Source organism: Mitsuaria sp. BK041, from assembly GCF_014193085.1.
GTDB lineage: Bacteria > Pseudomonadota > Gammaproteobacteria > Burkholderiales > Burkholderiaceae_C > Roseateles.
On sequence record NZ_JACHYT010000002.1, the window covers coordinates 1,666,260 to 1,689,216 of the forward strand.

The window sequence follows — 22,957 nt, forward strand, 5'->3', positions numbered from 1 at the left end:
TTCATGGATATCTCCCGCTTCTTCATCGAGCGGCCGCGCTTCGCGTCGGTCCTCTCGATCTTCATCTTCCTGGTGGGCCTGCTGGCGATCTTCCGGCTGCCCATCTCCGAGTACCCCGAGGTCGCGCCGCCGCAGGTCGTCGTGCGCGCCCAGTTCCCCGGCGCCAACCCACGCGTGATCTCCGAGACGGTCGCCACGCCGCTCGAGGAACAGATCAACGGCCTGGAAAACGTCCTGTACTTCGACAGCCAGGCCACCGCCGACGGCGGCATGACGCTGACGGTGACCTTCAAGATCGGCACCAATCCGGAAGCCGCGGAGACGGCGGTGCAGAACCGCATCAACCGCGCGCTGCCGCGCCTGCCCGACATCGTCCGGCAGATCGGCGTGACGACCGAGAAGTCCAGCCCCAACCTGACCATGGTGGTGCACATGGTCAGCCCGGACAACTCGCGCGACGCGCTGTACCTGCGCAACTACGCGCAGCTGCAGGTCCGCGACGAGCTGCTGCGCGTGCAGGGCATGGGCTCGGTGCAGGTGTTCGGCTCGGGCGACTACGCGATGCGCATCTGGCTGGATCCGGCCAAGCTCGCCGGCCGTGGCCTCACCGCCACCGACGTCACCAACGCGATCCGTGAGCAGAACACGCAGGTCGCCGCCGGTGTGGTCGGCGCGCCGCCCGCGCCCAAGGGCACCGACTTCCAGCTGCAGATCAACACGCAGGGGCGCCTGGTCACCGAGGAAGAGTTCGCCGACGTCATCATCCGCACCGACACCGCCACCGGCGGCCTGGTGCGGGTGCGCGACGTGGGCCGCGTCGAGATGGGCCCCGGCACCTACGCGCTGCGCAGCCTGCTGAACAACAAGGAAGCGGTCGGCATCGGCATCTTCCAGGCCCCGCAGTCCAACGCGCTGAACATCTCGAAGGACGTGCGCGCGACGATGGAGCGGCTCAAGGCCAACTTCCCGGCCGGCGTCAGCTACGACATCGTCTACGACCCGACGCGCTTCGTCGCCACCTCCATCGAGAAGGTGATCCACACCCTGATCGAGGCGGTGCTGCTGGTCGTGCTGGTGGTGATCATCTTCCTGCAGACCTGGCGCGCGTCCATCATCCCGCTGCTGGCCGTGCCGGTGTCCATCGTGGGCACCTTCGCGGTGCTGCTGCTGCTGGGCTACTCGATCAACACGCTGACGCTGTTCGGCCTGGTGCTGGCCATCGGCATCGTGGTCGACGACGCGATCGTGGTGGTCGAGAACGTGGAGCGCAACCTCGAGGACGGCCTCACGCCGCACGCGGCCACGATCAAGGCGATGCAGGAGGTCTCCGGGCCCATCATCGCGATCGCGCTGGTGCTGTGCGCGGTGTTCATCCCGCTGACCTTCGTCCCGGGCCTGTCGGGCCAGTTCTATCGCCAGTTCGCGGTCACGATCGCGATCTCGACGGTGATCTCGGCGTTCAACTCGCTGACCCTGTCGCCCGCGATGGCGGCCTTGCTGCTGCGTCCGCACGACGCGCCCAAGGACCCCATCATGAAGGTGATGGACAAGCTGTTCGGCCGGTTCTTCCACTGGTTCAACTGCTTCTTCCAGCGCCGCAGCGAGGGCTACAGCCGCGGCGTCACCGGCATCCTGCGCCGCAAGTCGGCCGCGCTGATCGTCTACGCCGTGCTGCTGGGCCTGACGGCGCTGCTGTTCACGCGCATCCCGTCAGGCTTCGTGCCGGCGCCGGACAAGCAGTACCTGATCGGCATCGCGCAGCTGCCGGCCGGCGCCACGCTGGACCGCACCGACGAGGTGATCCGCCGCATGAGCGACATCGCGCTGAAGGTGCCGGGCATCCGTGACTCGATCGCCTTCCCGGGCCTGTCGATCGCGGGCTTCTCGGCCGCGCCCAACGAAGGCATCGTGTTCTTCGGCCTGGACGACTTCGACAAGCGCACCTCGGCCGACCTGTCCAAGGACGCGATCCTGGGCAAGGTCAACGGCGCGATCCAGCAGATCCAGGGCGCGCGCATGTTCGTCGTGCCGCCGCCGGCGGTGGACGGCCTGGGCAACGCGGGCGGTTTCAAGGTGCAGGTGCAGGACCGCAACGGCCTGGGCGAACAGGCGCTCTACGGCGCCGTCTGGGGCACGCTGGGGCCGATCTACGGCGACCAGAAGAGCGGCATCGGCACGCCCTTCTCGACCTACGACATCAACGTCCCGCAGCTGTTCGCCCACGTCGACCGGACCAAGGCCAAGCAGATGGGCGTGAGGCTGCAGGACATCTACGACACGCTGCAGATCAACCTGGGCTCGCTGTACGTCAACGACTTCAGCCGCTTCGGCAAGACCTACCAGGTCATCGTGCAGGCGGACGCGCCCTTCCGCGCCAACGCCAGCGCGATCACCGATCTGAAGACGCGCAACGAGCGCAACGAGATGGTGCCGCTGGGCGCGCTGATGAACGTCGATCCGACCTTCGGCCCGACGCGCGTGACGCGCTACAACGGCTTCCCGAGCGCCGACATCAACGGCGCCGCGAAGCCGGGCTTCTCCAGCGGCCAGGCCGAGGCGGAGATGGAACAGCGCCTGAAGAACCTGCCGCGCGGCATGACCTACGAGTGGACCGAGCTGACCTACCAGGACCGGCTCACCCGCGACATCAAGGCCGGCAGCTTCTCCATCCCGACGATGGCGGCGGTGCTGGCGATCTCGGTGCTGCTGGTGGTGCTGGTGCTGGCGGCGCAGTACGAAAGCTGGACGCTGCCGCTGGCCATCATCCTGATCGTGCCGATGTGCATCCTGTCGGCGCTGTTCGGGGTCTGGCTGTCGCACTTCCCGCCCTTCATGCAGGCGGGGGACCTCAACATCTTCACGCAGGTGGCGCTGGTTGTGCTGGTGGGCCTGGCCTGCAAGAACGCGATCCTGATCGTGGAGTTCGCGAAGGAGCTCGAGGAACGCGGCGAGTCCATGGTCGACGCCGTGATCCATGCCTGCCGCATGCGTCTGCGCCCGATCCTGATGACCTCGATCGCGTTCTGCGCCGGCGTGATCCCGCTGATCCTGGGCACCGGCGCGGGCAGCGAGATGCGCCGCGCGATGGGCATCGCGGTGTTCTCCGGCATGGTGGGCGTGACGCTGTTCGGCATCTTCCTGACGCCGGTGTTCTACGCGCTGCTGCGCAAGGGCACCGAGAAGCAGCGCGCCCATGCGGTGGAGCTGCGTCACCAGATCGATGCCGCCGCGCACCCGTTCCACCCGGGCGTCGACGACGCCGACCCGCCCAAGGGCACTTCGCCGAAGGGGCACGCATGATGTTCTTCCGAGTCTCTCTGATGGCCGCCGCGGCGGCCGCCACGGTCGCGCTGACCGGGTGCTCGACGGCGCCGGCGCCGAAGAAGTCCGAGGTGCCGCTGGCGTCCGGCTTCGCCAACGCGCCGCAGGGCGATGCCGGCACGCTGGCGCAGGCGCCGGTGGGCCGCTTCTGGCAGGGCTTCAATGACGCCGGGCTGGACGCCCTGGTGCAGCGCGCGCTGCAGGCCAACACCGACCTGCGCGTGGCCTCGGCCAACCTGCGCGAGGCCCGTGCGCTGTCGCGCTTCGCCGACGCGCAGCTGTTCCCGACGGTGGACCTGAACGCCGGCGCGGCGCGGGTGCGGGCGCCGGACTATCAAGGCAACCCGCAGACCAACAACGCGTTCTCGGTCGGCTTCGACGTGCGCTGGGAAGCCGACCTGTTCGGTCGCCTGTCCGACGAACGCCGGGCGGCCGCGGCCGACCTGCTGGCCGGCGAGGCGGGCCTGCGGTCGGCGCAGGTCAGCGTCGCGGCGGAAGTGGCGCGCAACTACTTCGAGCTGCGCGGCCTGCAGGAGCAGCTGCGCGTGGCCCAGCAGTCGCTGGACACGCAGCAGGGCGCGCTGAAGCTGGTGGCTGGCCGCCAGGAGGCGGGCCGGGGCACCGGCTTCGACACCGAGCGCGCCCGCGCGCTGGTCCAGAGCACGGCCGCGACGATCCCGGCGCTGGAGATGGCGCTGGCGCGCACGCGCTATCGCCTGGCGGTGCTGACCGGCCAGCCGCCGACGGCGCTGGACGTGGAACTGTCGGACGTCAAGCCGTTGCCGGGCCTGAAGACGATCGCGCTGGACCGCATCGGCACGCCCGAGGACCTGCTGCGCCGCCGCCCCGACGTGCGCGCGGCCGAGGCGCAGGCGGCGGCCGCGGCGGCGCGCGTGGGCGTGGCGCGTTCGGCGATGTTCCCGCGCGTCACGCTGGGCGGCACGATCGGGCAGAACGCCTCGCGCATCGGTGACCTCAACGACGGGCCGGCCTATGCGTACAACCTGGGCGCCCAGCTGGTGTGGAACCTGCTCGACTTCGGCCGCATCCGCGCGCAGATCGCGGCGGCGGATGCGCGCAACGAAGCGGCCTTCGCCAGCTACGAGCGCACCGTGCTCGCCGCGCTGGAGGAGACCGAGGGCGCGCTGGTGACCTACAACCGCAGCCAGCAGCAGGCGCAGGCGCTGTTCGACGCGGCCGTCTCGGCGGAGCGCGCCGCCAACATCGCGCGGGAGCGCTTCAAGGTCGGCATCAGCGATTTCCTGGCGGTGCTTGACGCCGAGCGGGAGCTGCTGAACGCGCGCAACCAACTGGCGCAGTCGCAGACGGCAGCCGCGACCTCGCTGGTGGGCGTCTACAAGGCGCTGGCGGGCGGCATCGACGGCGAGGCGCCCGCGCAGACCGCGGCTCGCTGAGGGGTCTGACCGCGGGGACCCCTCGCCCCCACCCCCCTCTCGCGCGCTCCCGCGCTGCGGGAGAGGGGCCTCGATGGCTTGGTGAGCGGCCTCACCGGAGCACGTCGCTGGACGCTGCCTCCTTCAACAACCGCTCACGGTCGGCCTCCAGCAGGAAGCCTTGCGCCACCGCGCGGTCCGCGGCCTTCCGCACAGCCGCGACATAACCGGCGTGATCGCGGTAGCGCTCCTCCAGCGACAGGCGCGGATCGCCGTTGGCCTCGCGCTCGGCGCGGGTGCGCGCGAATGGCACGTAGCCGCCGGCGTAGTTGCACACCTGGCCGGCGTGGATGCCGTTGGCCGTGATGTTCCAGCCCAGGTAGGTGCCCAGCGGCGCCATCGTCAGCACGGTCGGCACGCCGCCGAGCTCGTTGCCGTCGGCGTCGACCCGCGGCACCTTGGCCGGCAGCACGCGGCGGATCGTCGGCGGGATGCGATCCGGCACGCCCGCGGCTTCGACACGATCGAAGCCCGGCCCCCAGTCGTAATCGAAGACCGGGAACACGAAGTTCCCGGGCCTGAAGACGTTGTCCGGAATGCCGGGCACGCCGGGCGGAAAGCCCATGGCCTCGCGCGTCGGATCGACCAGCTCGCCGCGCGCCAGCGTCGGATAGCGGCTCGGCGGCGGCGGCGCTCCCTTGAGCACCCAGTCGCGCATCGCCGCGCTCAGCAGGTTGCGCAGCTCGCGATGCGGCACCGGGTTCGGCGCCAGCGTCGCCTGCCCGAACTGGTTGCCCGGACAGCTGAACGGCGTCGCCCCGCCGGCGTGCCGGAAGCCGCCCACCCCGCCGCCGTGCGGGCTGCCGGCGACGTAGTAGCGGCGCACGTCCGGCGCCAGCGGGATGTCGACATCGGCCGACGACCCCACCCATTCGAGCGAGAGCTTCAGCGCATAGACCTCGGCCGCGCCGAAATGCTCGAACACCTTCGGGCAGGTCTTGCTGGCGGTGCAACGCGTGAGCAGCCCCTTGGCGGGAAGCTCGCGGACGCGGTCCGGCCAGTCGACCCACCATTGGGGGCCCTCGCTGCCCATCTGGTAGAGCTCGAGCACGCCGTCGGGCTGCGCCCACCGGGCGTTCGCCGCGACGCGGCGGCCCGCGATGATGGCCCAGGCGCCGTCATGGACCTGCCGGCCGGCCTCGTCCTGGTTCAGGCCCATGAAGAGGAACTGCCGCACCATGTTCCCCGATTGCGAAACGCCGCGGATCGCGCTGCCACGCACCTGGCCGGCGATCGGATTGGGCGTCCCGGCGTCGTCCGCCTTCTCATGGCGGAAGAAGGCGCCGACGTCGCGGAACGCCGCCATGCCGACGCCCAGCACGTAGGCGTTGCCCGCCGTGTAGGTCAGCTGGTAGACGCGATCGGCCTGGAAGCCGTCGCGCAGGCAGACGTGGACCGGCAGGTTGTCCGGCGCGCGCGTGGGATCGATGTCAACCGGCTGGCCGGGGAATGGGTGCTCGGCGTCGCAGCGGGCGAAGGCCCAGTCCTTCGGATCGATGGTGCCCGCCGTGGTGATGCGGCCGTCGACGGTCTCCTGCGTGTGGATCGTCAAGGTGGCGCGCGAGGTGTCGAGCGAGACCGGCAGGTAGGGCACCGGGTTGCCCTGCACCAGCAGCGGCTGCGAGTCGGCGCCGCGCCGGTTGACGATGCGCGCCATCACCGTGCCGGTCACCGGCGCGCCGTCGATGCGGGCGATGGGCACGCGGACGTAATGGTGGCGCGCCGCCTCCGGGCGCCAGCGCGGCACGCCGGTGCTGCCGGCGTTGTCGGCCTGCCAGCCGCTGCGCAGGCCGATGTCGCCGGCGGCCAGTTCGCCGGCCTGCAGCCGGACCTCGCCGCCGCGGTTGGGCACGTCGTGCCACAGGAAGCCGCTCGCGGCCTTGCGGCCGACCGGGCGGGTCAGCACCCAGTTCGTCTCGTAGCGCACCTTGCCGTCCGGGTCCGCGCCCAGGCGCAGGTCGGTGATCACCGCGTTGCGCGGGTCGGCCGGGTCGAGCTCGCCGAAGGCGCGACCGCGCAGCCGTTCATAGCCGCGCTGCTCGCCGATCAGCGGCGTCACCTCGTCGATGACGATGCGCGTCACGCGCGCCTGCGCCGGGGGCGCGCCCAAGGCCGCGATCGCCAGCAGCAGGGCGGCGCGCGCGGTGCCGTTTCGGGGATCGCGACCGCGCTCGCGCCGGTCGCGCGAGGACGTGATGCCGTTGCGCATGCGGGTGGGCTCCGTCAGGCCGTGGGCCTCGTGGAAGAAGCCTGCGTTGTACCTCGACGGCGCCCCGCCCCGCACGGGCCGGCGTCACTGGCCCTTGAACAGCCCCTGGAACTGCCGCGAGACCGGCAGCTTCTCCGCGCAGCCCTTCAGCGACAGCTGCATCGTGTTCTCGTCGACGCGCGTCGCGCTGGCGATGAAGCGGCTGTTGACCAGCACCGAGCGGTGCACCTGCCAGAACACCGAGGGATCGAGGTCGCTCAGCAGTTCCTTGAGCGCGGTGCGGATCCAGGCTTCGCCGTCGCGGTGGACCACCCGGGTGTAGCGGCTGTCGCTCTGGAAGAAGAGGATGTCGTCGGGCGCGATCAACTGGATCTCGCGGCCCTGGCTGGCCTGGATGGGGCGCATCGCGGGGCGCTGGGCCGGCAGCAGCTGGCGCAGCAGCTCGAGCGTCCCGGCCGGCATCGCCGGCAGCGGGGCCCCGGCTTCCGACGCGCCGTCCGCGCCGTCCGTCCCGGCGGCGCCCTGGGCCTGACGCTGGCGCAGGCGCTGCAGGCAGTGCTCCAGGCGGGCGTCCTCCACCGGCTTGAGCACGTAGTCGACCGCGCCGGCCTCGAAGGCCGACAGCGCGTGGTCGCCATAGGCGGTGACGAAGACGACGCGCGGCGGCTCCGCCAGCTGCGCCAGGCGCTGCGCCACCTCCAGGCCCGACATGCCGGGCATCCGGATGTCGAGGAAGCACAGGCGCGGCTCATGTTCCAGGCAGTCGTCCCAGGCGTCGCAGCCGTTGACGCTGGCGGCCACGATCTCCAGCTCCGGCGCCAGTCGTGCCAGCGCGGCGCGCAGCTGCTCGCGCGGGCCTTCCTCGTCGTCCGCGATCAGCGTGCGGATCTTCGTCATGCGTTGCTCTCCCCTCGATGTGTCCATGTCCCGCGGCGAGGCCGGGGCGACGTGTCGCGCGCTGCGCTCAGGCGGTCGGCAGTTCGACCCAGGCCAGGCAGCCGGGCGCCTGGTCCGGCGCGGGCTCCAGGCCGAGCCGGGCCTCGGCGCCGAACTGCGCCTGCAGCCGCTCGCGCGTGTTGGCCAGCCCCAGGCCGTCGCAAGCGCCCGGCGTCAGGCCCTGGCCGCCGTCCTGCACCTCCAGCCGCAGCCGGCCGTCCGCCGCCTTCACCCGCACGGCGATGTGGCCGCCTCTCAGGCTGGGCTCGATGCCGTGCGTGATCGCGTTCTCCGCCAGCGTCAGCAGCGTGCCCGGCGGCAGGCTGGCGCCGGCGATCACGGCGGCCGAACCGGCGTCCGCGTCCAGCGACCAGCTCAGCCGCTGCCCCAGCCGCGCCTGCATGATGTCCAGGTAGCTGCGCACGATCTGCAGTTCCTGCTCGAGCGGCAGCCGGTCCTGCTCGAACATCGGCAGCGTCGCGCGCAGGTAGCGCGTCAGCGAGCGCAGCATCGGGCCGGCGCGGTCGTCGCGGGTGTCGACCCAGTGCTGCAGCGAGGCCAGCGTGTTGAAGAGGAAATGCGGCTGGATCTGCGCTGTCGCCAGCCGCTGCGCCATCGCGATGCGTTCGTCCTGGGCGTCGAGCTCGGCCAGCCGCGCGCCCAGCTGCTGCGTGCGGTACAGCGTCAGGAACCACCAGGACGAGACCGTCAGCGTCATGCCGCCGGCGGCGAAGGGCAGCAGGTCGCGCGCCTCGTCGCGGTACCCCAGCCTCACCATCACCAGCGTGATCAGCACCATCAGGATGCTGAGCGCCAGCGTGGCGCCGTTGAAGCGGGTGCGCGTCGGCTGGCGCCACAGCCAGCGTCCGACGCCCAGGCCCAGCGACGCCATCGCCAGCCCGCCGATCAGGATCACGTGCGCCAGGTGGCGCGGCAGCATCGTGTAGAAGACCAGTCCCAGCACCAGCACGTTGCTCATCACGTAGCAGTCGATGCCGCTGGACCAGCCCTTCAGGCCGGAGCGCGCGATCTCGGCCTCGGAGAAGCGGCGGCGCGGGCCGGGGAACAGCCAGTAGGCCCAGTCGAAGCGGACCCCGGCGCCGGCTTCGGCGGCGGGCTTGGCCGGCACGGCGGCGGCGGCTTCGGCGGGAGCGCTGGGCGAGGTCATGGGGCGAGTCTAGGCCAGGGGTGCGGGGCGGGCCGCCGGATGCGGCGAATGGCGGTTGGCGGGGACGACTGGCCCGCAGCCTGGGCTCAGCAGAGCGGTTCGCCGCCCAGGAACACCTTCAGCGTGCCCGGCTCGATCGGCACCCAGGCTTCGCCGCGCGTCAGCGGTTCGGTGGCGACGATGGCGATGCGGTCGTCCTCGGTGGTCTTGGCGGACAGGTCGACGCTCAGGTCCTCGTCCTGCAGCGTCACGTGGCCGAAGGGCGGCTGGCGCAGCAGGTAATGCAGCTTGGTCGAGCCGTGCGCCCACAGCGCCTGGCCGTTGGACAGCAGCATGTTGAAGGTGCCGTGGCGGTTGAGCTGGGGCAGCAGCTCGCGCAGCGTGTGGTTCAGTTCCTCGATGGCCGGCATGTTGGCGTGGGCCTTGGCCAGCTCCTGCATCAGCCAGCAGAAGGCCTGCTCGCTGTCGGTCTGTCCGACCGGCTTGAAGGCTGCGTGCAGCCGGGGCGCGAAGCCCTTCAGGTCGCCGTTGTGCGCGAACACCCAGTAGCGGCCCCAGAGCTCGCGCACGAAGGGGTGGGTGTTCTCCAGCGAGACCACGCCCTGCGTGGCCTTGCGGATGTGGGCGATGACGACGTCGCTGCGGATCGGGTAGGTCTTGACCAGCTCGGCCAGCGGCGAGACCCGCGCGCTGTGGTGGTCGACGAAGTGCCGCAGGCCGCGGCCCTCGAAGAAGGCGATGCCGAAGCCGTCCTTGTGCTCATGGGCCCGCGTCGCGAGTCCGGCGAAGCTGAACATGACGTCGGTCGGTCGGCGGGCGTTCATGCCCATCAGCTGGCACATCGCGGTCTCTCCAGGCTCAGGTCGCGGCGCTCATTCGAGGAACAGCCGCGTGATCCCCTTCAGGCTCACCAGGTTGCCGGGGTTGCTGGTCTCGTTGAGCACGCCGCTCATGCGCTGCAGCAGGCGCGGGCTCTTCTTCGCGCGCCAGATCAGCAGGTCGGCCAGCCACGGGAAGCGGTTGACGCGGTTGCCGCGCTCGTAGAGGTCGTACTTGGGCTGCAGCGCGCGCAGGCCCTGCTCGTACTGGGTGCGGACCTTGGCGTCGAAGCCGTCGACACCGGTGCCGTGGGCCAGGATCGCCTCGGCGGCGAGCAGGCCGGTCTCCATCGCCTTGCCGATGCCTTCGCCGGTGAAGGAGTAGGTCGAGCCCGCCGCCTCGCCGGTCACCAGCAGGCCGGGACGGGTCCAGCGCGCGCCCTTGAGCGTGCAGCGCAGCGGTGCGCCCTTGAGTTCGCCGATCAGCTCGCCCTCGGCCATCAGGCGCTTGGCGGGCGGGTAATGCGCGACGAAGGCGTCGAAGATGGCGCGCAGGTTGACGTCCTTCTTCTGGCCCTTGCCGGCCAGGTCCTGATGGCTGTCGGTGACGCCCACGCCGATGTTGAAGCTGCCGTCGGGCGCCGGGAAGATCCAGCCGTAGCCCGGCTGCACCGGCTTGCACCAGACGACCTCGAGCGCCTTGATCTCGCCGACCATCGATGGCGCGCGGACATAACCGCGCAGCGCGACGCCGCTGGGCGTGTGGCGTTCGCACATGCCAGCGGCCGTCAGCGCCTTGGGCACGGCGCCGGTGGCCAGGATGACCCAGTCGGCGGCGATCTCGTGCGGCTGGCCCTCGATCGAGAAGCGGGCGCCGCGCACCCGGCCCTGGGCGTCCTCGAGCGCCGCCTCGAAGCGCGCCGGCGCCAGGAAGCGCGCGCCGGCCTCCTGCGCGCCGAGGTTGAGGAGCTCGTCGAGCTGCCGGCGCGGCAGCACGGCGAGGTGGCCGGGGACGTCGATGCGGCCGCCGCGCGGTCCGACGCAGCCCACGTGCGCCGAGCGCTGCGCCTTGGCCATCACCCGGTCCAGCAGGCCCAGGCGCTCGAGCGCCTGGTGCGCGTCGGGGATCAGGCCGTCGCCGCAGACCTTGTCGCGGCCCAGCGGCTGCTGGTCGGCGAACACCACGTCCACGCCCGCCCGGGCCAGCCAGCGCGCCGCGGCGCTGCCGGCGGGGCCGGCGCCGATGATGAGGACCTGGCACCGCGACGGCGGCGTGGAAGAGGTGTCGGACATACGTGGACGGAGGCGGCGGAAAACGGATCCGGACAAAGAAAAAGGGCCCCGGATGGGGCCCTCGGATTGTGTCGGATTTCCCGGCGATCAGAAGTCGTAGGAACCGCGGACGTAGAAGGTGCGGCCGGTCGGATCGGTGTAGCGCGGGTCGTAGCCAGCCTGGAAGACCTGGGTCTGGAAGCTCAGCGGGGGATCGCGGTCCGCGATGTTGCGCACGCCCAGCGTCAGCGAGGCGGTCTTGATCGGACGCCAGGAGGCGTACAGGTCCGCCGTCGTGTAGCTGCCGACGTGGTTGGTCGGCGTCACGTCGATGTAGCCGGACTTGTAGTGACCGGTCAGGCCGACGGTGAACTTGTCGTAGGACCACACGGCCGACAGCGTGTGCTGCCAGCGGAACACGGGGCCGACGCCGGAGTAGACGCCGACGTTCTGGTTCCACGGGCCGTCCTGCAGGTCCTGGTACTCGTACTTGGTCACGTAGGTGCTGTTCAGGCCCAGCATGACGTTGCCGGCGCCGGCCAGGCGCAGGCGGTAGTTGGCGTTCAGGTCGAAGCCGTTGGTGTTGTTGCCACCCAGGTTGAGCTGGCGCACGTCCACGTAGCCGCAGTCGGTGCCCGGGCACTGCGAACCGTCGACCGACAGCTGGCCTTGCGAGTTGCGGTGATAGAACTGACCGAACTTGTCCAGGTTGGCGGGGTCGAACAGCGACGCATCGCCGATCACGCCGATCAGGTTCTTCACGCGCAGCCACCAGAAGTCGACGCCGAAGCTCAGGTCGTTGAGCGGGGCGAACTGGAAGCCCAGCGACGCGCTCTTGCTCTTCTCGGGCTTGAGCTGGTCGTTGCCGCCGTTGCGGACCATGAACTGGGCGTCGCACAGGTTGATCGTGGTGCCGCCGTTGGCGCACAGCACCGGGTCGTTGACCGTGCTCGAGTTCGTGTAGGTCGGCGCGGCGTGCAGCTCATACAGCGAGGGCGCGCGGAAGCCGGTCGAGTACGAACCGCGGATCAGCACTTCCTTGGATGGCTGGAAGCGGAAGCTGACCTTCGGATTGGTCGTGCTGCCGAAGTCGTTGTACTTGTCGTAGCGGACCGCGGCGGTGACATCCAGCGTCTTGAGCAGCGGCACGTTCAGTTCGCCGTAGACGGCGTAGACGTCGCGCTTGCCGGAGCTGTAGATGTTGGGGTCGATGCCGGTCGACGCGACCACGGTCTGCGCATAGGCGTCCTGCGCGTCCTGCGTGAACTTCTCCTGGCGGAACTCCGCGCCCAGCGCCAGGGCGGCGGCGCGGCCGGCACCCAGCCAGTCGCCCAGCTCGCGGCTGGCGTGGGCGTCCAGGTTGGTGGTGCGGCCCTTGCCGATCATCAGGCGGCCCAGCGCGTTGGCGCTTTGGAGGTAGGCCGTGCCGGCCGCGTCCTGGTCGCCGAACGGGTTGATGATGCCGGTCAGGATGCCTTCGGTGATCTTGTTGCCGTCCGTGTAGCCGCTGATCAGGTCCTCGGTGACCTTGTTCTGGTTGTAGCTCAGGCCGGCGGAGTAATCCCAGCCCGCCAGCGTGCCGTCCAGCGACAGCACCAGGCGCTGCTGCGTGTTGGTGTTCTTGTCGCCGCGCGGGCCGTTCGGGGCGTCACGCCACTTCAGCGTGATGTAGCCCGGCTGGATGGTCGCGCCGCCGTCGGTCATCGTCTGGCCGGCGTAGTTGTCGCCGTCGTAGGTCGAGCTCAGCGCGGGGTTGTTCGGATAGAACGGGTTCGGCGAACCGTCCGGACGCAGGCGGTTCTGCACCAGGAAGCCATACGGCACCGGCGCGATGCGCGTCTTCACCTCGGAGCGGGTGATGAAGTACTCGGCGCCGAAGGTGTGGTCGTTGCTCAGCTTGACGGTGCCCTTCAGCATCGCCGAGGCGCGCTGGCTTTCGGGCACGTAGTCCACGAAGCGCGAGGTCGACATCGTGCAGGACGTCTGGTCCGCGTTCGGCACGAGGAAGATGCCGCTGGCGCAGGTCGGGGCGGCCGGGTTGTAGACCGTGCTGCCGTCCTGGTAGTAGTTGGCCGGCAGGGTGGAGCCGGACTTGCCGCCGACGAAGCGCGTGTTGTAGTCGCGCTGCGTGCCGCCGATCGGGTCCTGCTTCTGCAGGTCGACGAAGCCGAACAGGTTGAAGCCCTGCTTGTCCAGGTCGCCGTAGCCGAAGCCGGCGTTGGCGTTGCGGGTCTTGCCGCCGGCGTGCTGCGGCGAGTCGTAGCCCAGCGTCACGGTGCCGCCCTGGTAGTCGGAACGGGTGATGAAGTTGATGACACCGCCGATCGCGTCAGTGCCGTAAAGCGAGGAGGCGCCGTCGCGCAGCACCTCGATGCGCTCGATGGCCGCCAGCGGGATCATGTTCAGGTCGGGGGCCGAGCCGTCGAACGCGTTGTTGGCGATGCGACGCCCGTTCAGCAGCACCAGCGTCTTGTTCGCGCCGATGCCGCGCAGGTCGGCGAAGGAGGCGCCGCCGGTCGACGAGCCGACGGCCTGGCTGGTGCCCAGGCTGCTCTGGCTGGCCGTGAGGGTGCTCAGGATCTGCTCCACCGTCGTCAGGCCCTGCTGACGGATGTCGCTCATCTTGAAGGTCGTCACCGGCACCGACGATTCGGCGTCGAGCCGCTTGATCGCGGACCCCGTGACGACGACTCGTTCGAGCTGGCTCTGCTCTTGTTGGTCCTGGGCCAGCGCCGGGAAGGACGCGGCCGCAATGGTGGCGGCGACTGCCAGGCTCACCGCGTTCAGCTTGTACATATGCACCTCTAGGGGGAGAGTGCCCGCCCTCCTTGTGGGTGCGGCGAGCCGGAATTGAAACGGCCCCGCATCGCGAGGCCTGTGCAAAAGTGTGCTGAGGAATCCCCAGAGGTCATAGGTCCGTGTTCGTAGATCGCACTGGATCTGACGGCTAGCTGTCGAACCTGCATTTTTTGCGGGTTTTTCCTTACTGTTTGGTGACATTTCGGTCGTGCCTGCGCCACAGTTTTCGCATTTACATGACCATTACTCTCACAGAAATGTCGGATATGGAAATAGATTCAAAACCATCGGATTTCGCACCAAACGTTGATAACCCGTTTGTATACCGTGAAGATAATGCGAAGGCACGTAGGGGATTGGCAACGCGCGGTTTGAATCGCACGCGAGTGGAATATGAAAAAGCCGATATGATTCAATGACTTGGAAATATCGGTGAAGCGATGGAAACATTACTTCACGCACCGGTCGGGCGGATTCCGATTGCCAAGACGCTCACGCTGGTGGCAGGGCAATAAAAAAGGACCCCGGATGGGGTCCTTGTATGCGGTGCGGAATTCGCCGCGGGTGCGGCGAATCGCAAGCCGGATCAGAAGTCGTAGCTGGCGCGCGCCTGGAAGGTGCGTCCGATCGGGCTGTAGTAGCGGTAATCGAAGCCCAGCATGTGGCCGCCCTTGACGCGCAGCGACAGCGGGGGTTCCTTGTCGAACACGTTCTTGATGCCCAGGGACAGCGTCAGCTGCTTGTTCCAGGTATAGGCGGTCTGCCAGTCCAGCGTCACGTACGGCTTGACCTTCAGGCGCACCACTTCCGTCTCGCCGTTCGCCAGGTTCTCCACCTCGGTGGGGAAATCCTTGTAGCCCGACTGGAAGTTGATGTTGGCCGCATGCGCCCAGTTGCCGGTCTGCAGCGTGTTGGTCCACTGGCCCTTCCAGCGGAAGGTCACGTCGCCGATCGACGGATGGTTGTCCGCGATGGTCGAGAAGTACTCGCCGCCGGCCAGCAGCTGCTGCTTGTCGTTCAGCATGTAGGTGGCGCGGACATTCGACGTCAGGCGACCGATCGGCGTGTTGACGCGGCCGGTCACGTCGAAGTCGATACCGCTGCTGAACGACTTGCCCAGGTTGGTCGTGCTGGCGTTGTAGGCCAGGAACTTCTCGCCGGTGACCGGATCGGTGTAGACCAGCCACAGGTTGGAGTACTTCTGCGGATCGCTGAAGGCCTCGTTCTCGTCCACCGAGCCGAAGGTCTTGTCGATGCCGACCCACCACCAGTCGGCGCCGAACGAGAAGGTGCTCGTCGGCTCGACGCGGAAGCCCAGCGTGGCCTGCTTCGACTCTTCCGGCTTCACCGTCTTCACGCCGCCGGTGAACACGTTGTACTGCTTGTCGCCGGCCTGGCAGGTCGCACCCAGGCTGGCGGCCATGGCGGCCATGCCGGCATTGCAGGTGTAGGGCTCGGCGGTCACGCCGAATTCCTGCAGCGGGCGGTACAGCTGGCGCAGCGTCGGCGCGCGGAAGCCGGTGCCGATGGAACCGCGGACCAGCAGTTGCGGCATCGGCGTGTACTTGAACGACAGCTTGCCGTTGGTCGCGCTGTCGACGTGACGGTAGTTGTCGTAGCGCACGCCGGCGGTGACTTCCAGGTTCTTCACGACCGGGACGATCACTTCGGCGAAGGCGCCCATCGAGTCGCGCTTGGCGCTGTACGGGATGACGACGGTGCTGTCGCCGAAGCGCTGGTCGTCGCCATTGACGCCGCCTTCGCCGCGCGCCACGGCGCCCGGATCGTCTGTGACCTTGTCCTTCTGGAAGGAGGCGCCCAGCGCCAGGTAGGCGCCGCCAGCGGAAGTCGAGAAGATCTCGCGCTGGGCACGGACGTCGGCGTTGAACAGGGTGCTCGTCTCGGTGTCGTAGATGCCCGAGATCATGATCTGCGAGGCCGCGTCACGCGCCGCCTGCGACTGCTGGCCCGGCAGCACGAACGGGTTGTACAGGCCGCTGCGCAGCAGGGCGCCGAAGGCCTTGGCCAGCGGATAGCCGGAGTTGCTTTCCTCGACCACGGCGCGTTGGTAGCCCGCGGTGGCGGTGTAGTCCCAGCCGGCGAGCTGGCCGTCAAGCTGCAGCCACAGCGCCTTGTTGTCGCGATCGAAGGTGCTGGTGCGGTTGCCCAGGTCGTAGGCGCGATAGGACACCGACGCGATGCGGTTCGGGTCCAGGCCGATCGATTGCAGGTAGGCGGGGGTGTAGCCGACCGCCGCCAGTTCGTTGGCGAACGGGCCGTTCGGATCCACGGCGACTGAGCCCGGCACGGCGGCGATCTTGCCGCTGGTCTTGGTCTTGCCCAGCAGCAGGTCGGCACGCAGCGTGTGGTTGCCCAGCTTCACCGAGGCGGAGCCGAACAGGTTGGTGCGCTTGCGGTCCGGGAAGGCCTGGACGGTGCCGGCGTAGTCGAAATAGCAGGACTGGCCCACCTGCACGGTGCGCTCGGCACACTTGCCGTTCTGCGCCAGGTAGACGTTGCGCAGTTCCGAGCTCAGTTCGCCGTCCTCGATCACCGGCACGTTCACGTTGCCCGGAATGGACGAGGGCGAGCCGTTGAAGAACTGGTACTGGTTGCCGTTGTGGCTGAAGTTGATGACGCCGGTCTTGGTGAATTCGCGTTGGTCGGCCGTCAGGGCGTCGCGCTTGTCCACCGACAAGGCGGCCATGATGTTGAAGCCGTCGCTGTCCAGGTCGCCGAAGCCACCGGAGATCGACGCGCTGCGCTCCTTGCCGCCCTTGTGCTGCGGGACCGAGACGTTGGCGCTGATGTTCTTGCGCGTCGAGTTGTTGCGGGTGATGAAGTTCACCACGCCCGCCACGGCGTCCGAGCCGTAGAGCGCGGACGCGCCGTCGGTCAGCACGTCCACGCGCTCGATGATCGACAGCGGGATCATGTTCAGGTCCACCGCGCCGCCGGCTTCGCCGATCAGGCGGCGGCCGTTCAGCAGCACCAGGGTGCGATCGCCGCCCAGGTTGTGGATCGACACGGTGGCCTGGCCGCCGCCGCCGCCGCCGACGGTGTCACCTTCGGTGATACCGCCCTGCACGGACGACAGGTTCTGCATCAGTTCCACGACCGAGGTCACGCCACTGCGCTCGATCTCGGCGCGAGTGACGGTCTGCACGGGCAGCGAGCCCTCGGCGGCGATGCGCTTGATCGCCGAGCCGGTCACGACGACGCGTTCCAGTTGGGCTTGTTCCTGCGCCTGGGCCAGGGCGGCCGACGACGCGGCGGCGAGGGTGGCGGCGACTGCCAGGCTCACCGCGTTCAGTTTGTTCTTCAAAAGACACTCCTAAAGTGTTGAGCGGCGGCGCTTGTGGCGGCGCGCAAAACGTTACCGGACGGCGCTCGGGCATTTGAAATGCGTGACTGCCGTGTGAAAAGAGTGTCAATGAACGGCTTCGCCGATCGGCGGGGGTTCCTACCAATTGAGCCGGCGGCGGGCTGTTGGACGCGAGGAGCACCCTCCAGCGAAAAACCCCGCCGTGACCGGCGTCACGGGTGACTTCCGGCCAGTGGCGGGGAACGCGGGTGATGTCGCGAGGGGGACAAACCCGGAGGCGTTATGCGCCCAGCCCGTTGCGACCCGGCAACAGGCTGTCGTCCGGCCGCGACAGGCGGCCGGGGTTTCACGACAACGCGATCAGAACCCGTAAGCAGCGCGCAGGAAGAACGCGCGGCCCAGCGGATCCGTGTAGCGCGGATCGAAGCCGCGCTGCGAACGCGTCGACTGGTTGGAGAACGGCGGGTCGGTGTCGAACAGGTTCTTCACGCCCAGCGTCAGCGACGTGGCCTTGTTGAACTTGTAGGTGCCCGACAGGTCGACCAGGGTGTACGAGTCGACATTGCCGTAGAACGACGGGCCGCCCACGACGGTGGTCGCATCGTTCTGGTCGCGATAGCCGGACTGGTGACGCACCGCCAGGCGCGCGCCCCAGTTGTTCATCGCCCAGGCGGCCGAGATGTTGTGCTTCCAGCGGAAGACCACGCTGTTGTCGTTGTAGTAGGCCAGACGGCTCTTGAACTTGTCTTCCGGGCTGGTCTGGTACTCGTACTTGTGAACGTAGGTGGCTTCGTACGCCAGCGACAGGTTGCCCCAGCCACCCAGGCCCTGGCTGTAGGCGGCGCTCAGGTCCAGGCCGTCGGTCTTGATGCGGCCGATGTTCTCGTTGTGCGTGATCAGGTAGGCGATCGCCGGGCCGTTCACCCACAGGCCGGAGCAGCGCTGCAGGTTGGCCTGCTCGGACACCGGCAGCTGGTTGCATCTGACGATGCGGTCGGCGTAGCGGGTCGAGTTGGCCAGCAGCGTGTCCACCGGCAGCACGTCGATCTGGTCGCGCAGCTTGATGTTCCAGTAGTCGACCGCGACGGTCAGCGCCTTGGTCGGCTCGAACACCGCGCCCAGCGTGAAGGTCTTGGACTTCTCCGGACGCAGGTTGGCGTCACCGCCGTTCTGCACCTGCGGCTGCTGGCGGCAGTCGCGGCTGCCGATGCCGCCCAGGGCGACGATCGGGTTGCCGTTGGCATCGCAGAGCACCGGGTCGTTCTTGGCGCCGGAGGTGAAGGTGACCGACTTGGGGGCGTACAGGTCGTCCAGCGCCGGGGCGCGGAAGCCGGTGTTGTACGAGCCGCGGAAGGCCAGCTCCTTCATGGGCTGGAAGCGCAGGCCGATCTTCGGGTTGGTCGTGCGGCCGGCGTCGGAGTAGTCGTCGGTGCGCAGCGCCAGCTGGACCTCGACCATCTTGTGCACCGGCAGCAGCAGCTCGACGCCGATCGCCTTGACTTCGCGCTCGCCGCCGACGTGGTTGGGCGAACGGCCGGCCGACGGGATCGCCAGCACGACGGCGTCGTTGGTGTCGTTCTTGTAGAACTCCTTGCGGAATTCACCGGCGACCGCGATCGCCGCGCGGCCACCCGGCAGGTCGAAGATCTCCTTGCTGACGCGGGCATCGACGCTCTTGGTCGTGCCCAGCGCGTTGGCGAAGACGCCGGCGCGCTTGGCCTGCTGGATGACCGCCAGCTGGGCCGGGGTGGCCTCGCCGAACGGGTTCAGGTTGCCGGCGGCGACCTGGGCGCGCACGAAGGGCGCGTTCACGTAGCCGTCCACGGCCGCGTCATTGGCGGTACTGCGCGAGTACAGGGCGCCGACCTTGTAGTCCCAACCCGCGATCACGCCCGACAGGTCGGCCACGACCCGCTGCGCTTCGGCATGGGCGCCGTTGGTCCGCGAACCGGCCGGCACCATGCGCCAGCCGACGCTGATCGGCTGCGTCAGGTTGATGCCGGGATAGGTGCTCGGGAAGAACGGGTTGCTCGGCTGCATCGTGATGCCGGTCACCGGATCCGGCGCGATGCGCGAGATGTTGTCGTTGACCGTCTGGGTGCCTTCCAGCGAGAACTGGTGGTCGTCCGACAGCTTGAAGGTGAAGCGGCCCGCGAGCGTGTCCTGCTTGGTGTCGGGAATGATGTCGATCGTCGAGCTGAAGTCGAAGATGCAGTTCGCCGCGTTGGTCGGGCTGACCAGCGACAGCGGCGGTTGGCAGGTCGGGGCGGTCGGGTTGCCGCTGAAGGTGCTGCCTTGGGTGAAGTTGCCCGGGAAGGTGGTGCCCGAGCTGCCCGACACGCCGCGCGACGGGATGATGCCGGTGCGCGCGAACTCGCGGTCCAGCGCGCGCACGCGCTGCTGACGGCGCTGGTCGTACGAGGCCCAGAAGTTGATGCGGTCCTTGTCCAGGTCGCCGAAGCCGATCGTCACCGATCCGCCTTCCTTCTTGCCGCCATCGTCCTGCGGACGGGTGGCTTCCAGCACGATCTGGCCACCGCGGTAGTTGGTCTTGGTGATGAAGTTGATGACGCCGCCGATGGCGTCCGTGCCGTACACGGCGGAGGCGCCGTCGCGCAGCACCTCGACGCGGTCGATGACGGCGAAGGGGATCGAGTTCAGGTCGACCGCCGTGGCGCCGAAGGCGAATGCCGTCATCCGGCGGCCGTTCAGCAGGACCAGGGTCTTGTTGGTGCCCAGGCCGCGCAGGTTGGCATAGGCCGCGCCGCCGGTACTGGAACCGATCGAGTTGGAGCCGGTGTTGCTGGACTGGCTGGATGCCAGCAGGTCGATGATCTGCTCGACGCTGGTCACGCCCGACTGGCGCAGTTCCTCGGCCTTGATGACCGAGATGGGCAGCGCGCCCTCGTCGGCGATCGAGCGCTTGATGGCGGAGCCGGTGATTTCGATGCGTTCCAGCTGCTGCGGTTGCGCGTTCTGTGCGTGCGCACCCATCGAGGCCGCGAGGATCGCTGCGGCCAGGCTGACTTGGCGAAGGGAGTGGGACATGCCTGTTCCGTGAAATGGCAAAAATGACAAGCAGCCTCCCGGCCCAGGCGGTCGCCATGTGACGGGATGCTGCGCGAAAGTGAAGAAACTTTAAGGAACAGGTGTTGCCGACGATCCCGGGGCTGTTCCCTACGGGATTTCCGCCATTGCCGGACGATTTGCGAACAACTAACGCCCGGTGCTGCCGGAAGTCATCCCAGGCGCGGGTCGACGAACGATTGAAAACGGCAAAAGTGACACGCGCGGAAACGACGAAGCGGCCCGAGGGCCGCTCCGAAAGATTTCCCTTACGCCGCACGATGGCGGCGGTTTGAAGCAGATGGTCGTCGTTGCGCTGGCGTTGTCCCGACCTTATTGAGCGCTCGTCGCCTTACGCCGCTGCCGCCACGCATGCAGCAGCGGTTCCGTGTACCCGCTGGGCTGTTCCCGTCCCTGGAACACCAGATCCAGTGCCGCCTGGTACGCCATGCTTTGCGGACGGCCTGCCATTGCCTCGTAGAGCGGGTCTGCGGCGTTTTGCGCATCCACCACGGCCGCCATCCGTTCGAATGTCGCCCGAACTTGTTGTTCCGTGACGACGCCGTGATAAAGCCAGTTCGCCACGTGCTGGCTGGAGATGCGCAGCGTGGCGCGGTCCTCCATCAAACCGACACCGTTGATGTCCGGCACCTTGGAGCAGCCGACGCCCTGGTCGATCCAGCGCACCACGTAGCCCAGGATGCCCTGGATGTTGTTGTCCAGCTCCTGCTGCTTCTCGGCCTCGGACCAGTTCGGCGCGTCCGTCACCGGGATGGTGAGCAGGCGCTGCAGCAGTTCGGCGCGATCGACGCCAGCGGCTTCCGCCTCGATCTGCTGCTGCACCTGCGCCACGCTGACCTGGTGGTAATGCAGCGCGTGCAGCGTGGCGGCGGTCGGGCTCGGCACCCAGGCGGTGTTGGCGCCGGCCTTCGGGTGCGCGATCTTCTGCTCGAGCATCGCGGCCATCAGGTCGGGCATCGCCCACATGCCCTTGCCGATCTGCGCGCGGCCGCGCAAGCCGGCGCTCAGGCCCACCAGCACGTTGTTGCGCTCGTAGGCCTGGATCCAGGCGCTGGTCTTCATGTCGCCCTTGCGCAGCATCGGGCCGGCCAGCATCGCGGTGTGCATCTCGTCGCCGGTGCGGTCGAGGAAGCCGGTGTTGATGAAGGCGACACGGCTGGGCGCCGCGGCGATGCAGGCGGCGAGGTTGACGCTGGTGCGGCGCTCCTCGTCCATGATGCCCAGCTTCACCGTCGATGCCGGCAGGCCCAGCAACTGCTCGACGCGGCCGAACAGCTCGTTGGCGAAGCCGACCTCGGCCGGTCCGTGCATCTTGGGCTTGACGATGTAGATCGAGCCGCGGCGCGAGTTGCGCAGGCCCGAGCCCGATAGCTGCTTCAAGTCATGCAACGCGATCAGCGTCGTGATGACGGCGTCCATGATCCCTTCCGGGATCTCGCGCCTGCCGTCCAGCAGGATGGCCGGATTGGTCATCAGGTGGCCGACATTGCGCACGAACAGCAGCGAACGTCCCGGCAGCACGACGTCCTGGCCAGCGTCCGCCGCCTTGTAGACGCGGTCCGGGTTGAGGCGGCGCACGAAACTGCGGCCGCCCTTGCTGACTTCCTCGGTCAGCGAGCCCCGCAGGATGCCCAGCCAGTTGCGGTAGGCGAGCAGCTTGTCCTCGGCATCGACGGCCGCGATCGAGTCCTCCAGGTCGAGGATGGTCGACAGCGCCGACTCCATCAGCAGGTCGGACACGCCGGCCGCGTCGGTCTTGCCGATCGGCGAGGCGCGATCAATCTGCACTTCGATGTGCAGGCCGTGATGGCGCAGCAGGATGGCCGTCGGCGACGCGGCGTCGCCCAGGTAGCCGACGAACTGCGACGCGTCCGCCAGGCCGACGTCGCGACCGTCCTTCAGCGCGACGGCGAGCGCGCCGCCATGGACGCGATAGCCGGTGGCGTCGGCATGCGAGGCGCCCGCGAGCGGCGCGGCCTGGTCCAGCACCTGGCGCGCCAAGGCAATGACCTTGGCGCCGCGGGCCGGGTTGTAGCCGCCGGCGCGTTCGGCGCCGTCGGTTTCGGGAATGACGTCGGTTCCATAGAGCGCGTCGTACAGCGAGCCCCAGCGCGCGTTGGCCGCGTTCAGCGCGTAACGCGCGTTCAGGATGGGGACCACCAGCTGCGGGCCGGCCTGGATCGCCAGTTCCGCGTCCACATCGGCGGTCGTCGCCTTCGGATCGGCGGGCAGCGGCGCCAGGTAGCCGATCTGCTGGAGGAAGGCCTGATACGCCGCCATGTCGCGGATCGGACCAGGGTGGGCGCGATGCCAACCGTCCAGTTCGGCCTGCAGCCGGTCGCGCTCCGCCAACAGGGCGGCGTTCTTCGGCGCCAGGTCATGGGCCAGTGCATCGAAGCCCTGCCAGAACGCGGCGGGCTCGATGCCGGTGCCGGGCAGCGCCTCGGTCTCGATGAAACGGGCCAGGGCGGTGTCGACCTGGAGGCGGTGGTGTTGGCTGCGTGCGCTCATGGCGGCTCCCAAGATGCGAAGGAATGGCGACCGGAAGGCGGGGGCAAGACACGGGCC

The 22,957-nt window shown here is 68.8% G+C and carries 11 protein-coding genes; 2 read left to right on the forward strand and 9 right to left on the reverse strand.

Features of this window, described 5'->3' with window-relative positions; translation table 11 throughout:
* The first annotated feature begins 3 nt into the window (after window positions 1-3).
* A complete protein-coding gene (locus FHT38_RS23255; protein ID WP_183493365.1) occupies window positions 4-3,300 on the forward strand; it encodes an efflux RND transporter permease subunit in 3,297 nt (1,098 codons plus the stop codon).
* Entirely contained in the window at window positions 3,297-4,736 is a 1,440-nt protein-coding gene (locus tag FHT38_RS23260) for an efflux transporter outer membrane subunit (RefSeq protein ID WP_183493366.1), read from the forward strand. Before FHT38_RS23255 ends, FHT38_RS23260 begins: the two co-directional genes overlap by 4 nt.
* Before the next feature lie 91 nt (window positions 4,737-4,827).
* Here the strand turns inward: FHT38_RS23260 and FHT38_RS23265 are convergent, their stop codons facing one another.
* The 9 genes from FHT38_RS23265 to FHT38_RS23305 all read right to left on the reverse strand — a co-directional run bounded on the left by FHT38_RS23265 (window position 4,828) and on the right by FHT38_RS23305 (window position 22,900).
* Window positions 4,828-6,984 carry an alpha/beta hydrolase domain-containing protein gene (locus tag FHT38_RS23265; protein ID WP_221213882.1) on the reverse strand — a complete coding sequence of 719 codons (2,157 nt, stop codon included), beginning with the start codon at window positions 6,982-6,984 and terminating at the stop codon, window positions 4,828-4,830.
* Between the two features lie 84 nt (window positions 6,985-7,068).
* Complete coding sequence (locus FHT38_RS23270; RefSeq protein WP_183493367.1) at window positions 7,069-7,881, reverse strand: LytTR family DNA-binding domain-containing protein; 813 nt, start codon at window positions 7,879-7,881, stop codon at window positions 7,069-7,071.
* A 67-nt stretch (window positions 7,882-7,948) separates the two neighbouring features.
* A complete protein-coding gene (locus tag FHT38_RS23275) occupies window positions 7,949-9,088 on the reverse strand; it encodes a sensor histidine kinase (protein ID WP_183493368.1) in 1,140 nt (379 codons plus the stop codon).
* Window positions 9,089-9,174: 86 nt separating this feature from the next.
* On the reverse strand, window positions 9,175-9,930 hold the full coding sequence (locus FHT38_RS23280) for a class II glutamine amidotransferase (protein ID WP_091730145.1): 756 nt from the start codon (window positions 9,928-9,930) through the stop codon (window positions 9,175-9,177).
* Between the two features lie 30 nt (window positions 9,931-9,960).
* Complete coding sequence (locus tag FHT38_RS23285; protein WP_183483776.1) at window positions 9,961-11,199, reverse strand: geranylgeranyl reductase family protein; 1,239 nt, start codon at window positions 11,197-11,199, stop codon at window positions 9,961-9,963.
* An 87-nt stretch (window positions 11,200-11,286) separates the two neighbouring features.
* Complete coding sequence (locus tag FHT38_RS23290; RefSeq protein ID WP_183483778.1) at window positions 11,287-13,974, reverse strand: TonB-dependent receptor; 2,688 nt, start codon at window positions 13,972-13,974, stop codon at window positions 11,287-11,289.
* 589 nt (window positions 13,975-14,563) lie between these two features.
* Window positions 14,564-17,302 (reverse strand): TonB-dependent receptor domain-containing protein, encoded by a 2,739-nt coding sequence (locus FHT38_RS23295; RefSeq protein ID WP_183493369.1) that lies wholly within the window; start codon window positions 17,300-17,302, stop codon window positions 14,564-14,566.
* Between the two features lie 360 nt (window positions 17,303-17,662).
* Entirely contained in the window at window positions 17,663-20,350 is a 2,688-nt protein-coding gene (locus FHT38_RS23300) for a TonB-dependent receptor (protein ID WP_183493370.1), read from the reverse strand.
* Between the two features lie 351 nt (window positions 20,351-20,701).
* Complete coding sequence (locus FHT38_RS23305; RefSeq protein WP_183493371.1) at window positions 20,702-22,900, reverse strand: malate synthase G; 2,199 nt, start codon at window positions 22,898-22,900, stop codon at window positions 20,702-20,704.
* Window positions 22,901-22,957: the final 57 nt, after the last annotated feature.

Excerpts from the sequence above, each read along its gene's own strand:
- FHT38_RS23270 (WP_183493367.1), bottom strand. The coding sequence starts at position 7,881 with ATGACGAAGATCCGCACGCTGATCGCGGACGACGAGGAAGGCCCGCGC.
- FHT38_RS23280 (WP_091730145.1), bottom strand. The coding sequence starts at position 9,930 with ATGTGCCAGCTGATGGGCATGAACGCCCGCCGACCGACCGACGTCATG.
- FHT38_RS23300 (WP_183493370.1), bottom strand. The coding sequence starts at position 20,350 with ATGTCCCACTCCCTTCGCCAAGTCAGCCTGGCCGCAGCGATCCTCGCG.
- FHT38_RS23275 (WP_183493368.1), bottom strand. The coding sequence starts at position 9,088 with ATGACCTCGCCCAGCGCTCCCGCCGAAGCCGCCGCCGCCGTGCCGGCC.
- FHT38_RS23285 (WP_183483776.1), bottom strand. The coding sequence starts at position 11,199 with ATGTCCGACACCTCTTCCACGCCGCCGTCGCGGTGCCAGGTCCTCATC.
- FHT38_RS23255 (WP_183493365.1), top strand. The coding sequence starts at position 4 with ATGGATATCTCCCGCTTCTTCATCGAGCGGCCGCGCTTCGCGTCGGTC.
- FHT38_RS23305 (WP_183493371.1), bottom strand. The coding sequence starts at position 22,900 with ATGAGCGCACGCAGCCAACACCACCGCCTCCAGGTCGACACCGCCCTG.
- FHT38_RS23260 (WP_183493366.1), top strand. The coding sequence starts at position 3,297 with ATGATGTTCTTCCGAGTCTCTCTGATGGCCGCCGCGGCGGCCGCCACG.
- FHT38_RS23265 (WP_221213882.1), bottom strand. The coding sequence starts at position 6,984 with ATGCGCAACGGCATCACGTCCTCGCGCGACCGGCGCGAGCGCGGTCGC.
- FHT38_RS23290 (WP_183483778.1), bottom strand. The coding sequence starts at position 13,974 with ATGTACAAGCTGAACGCGGTGAGCCTGGCAGTCGCCGCCACCATTGCG.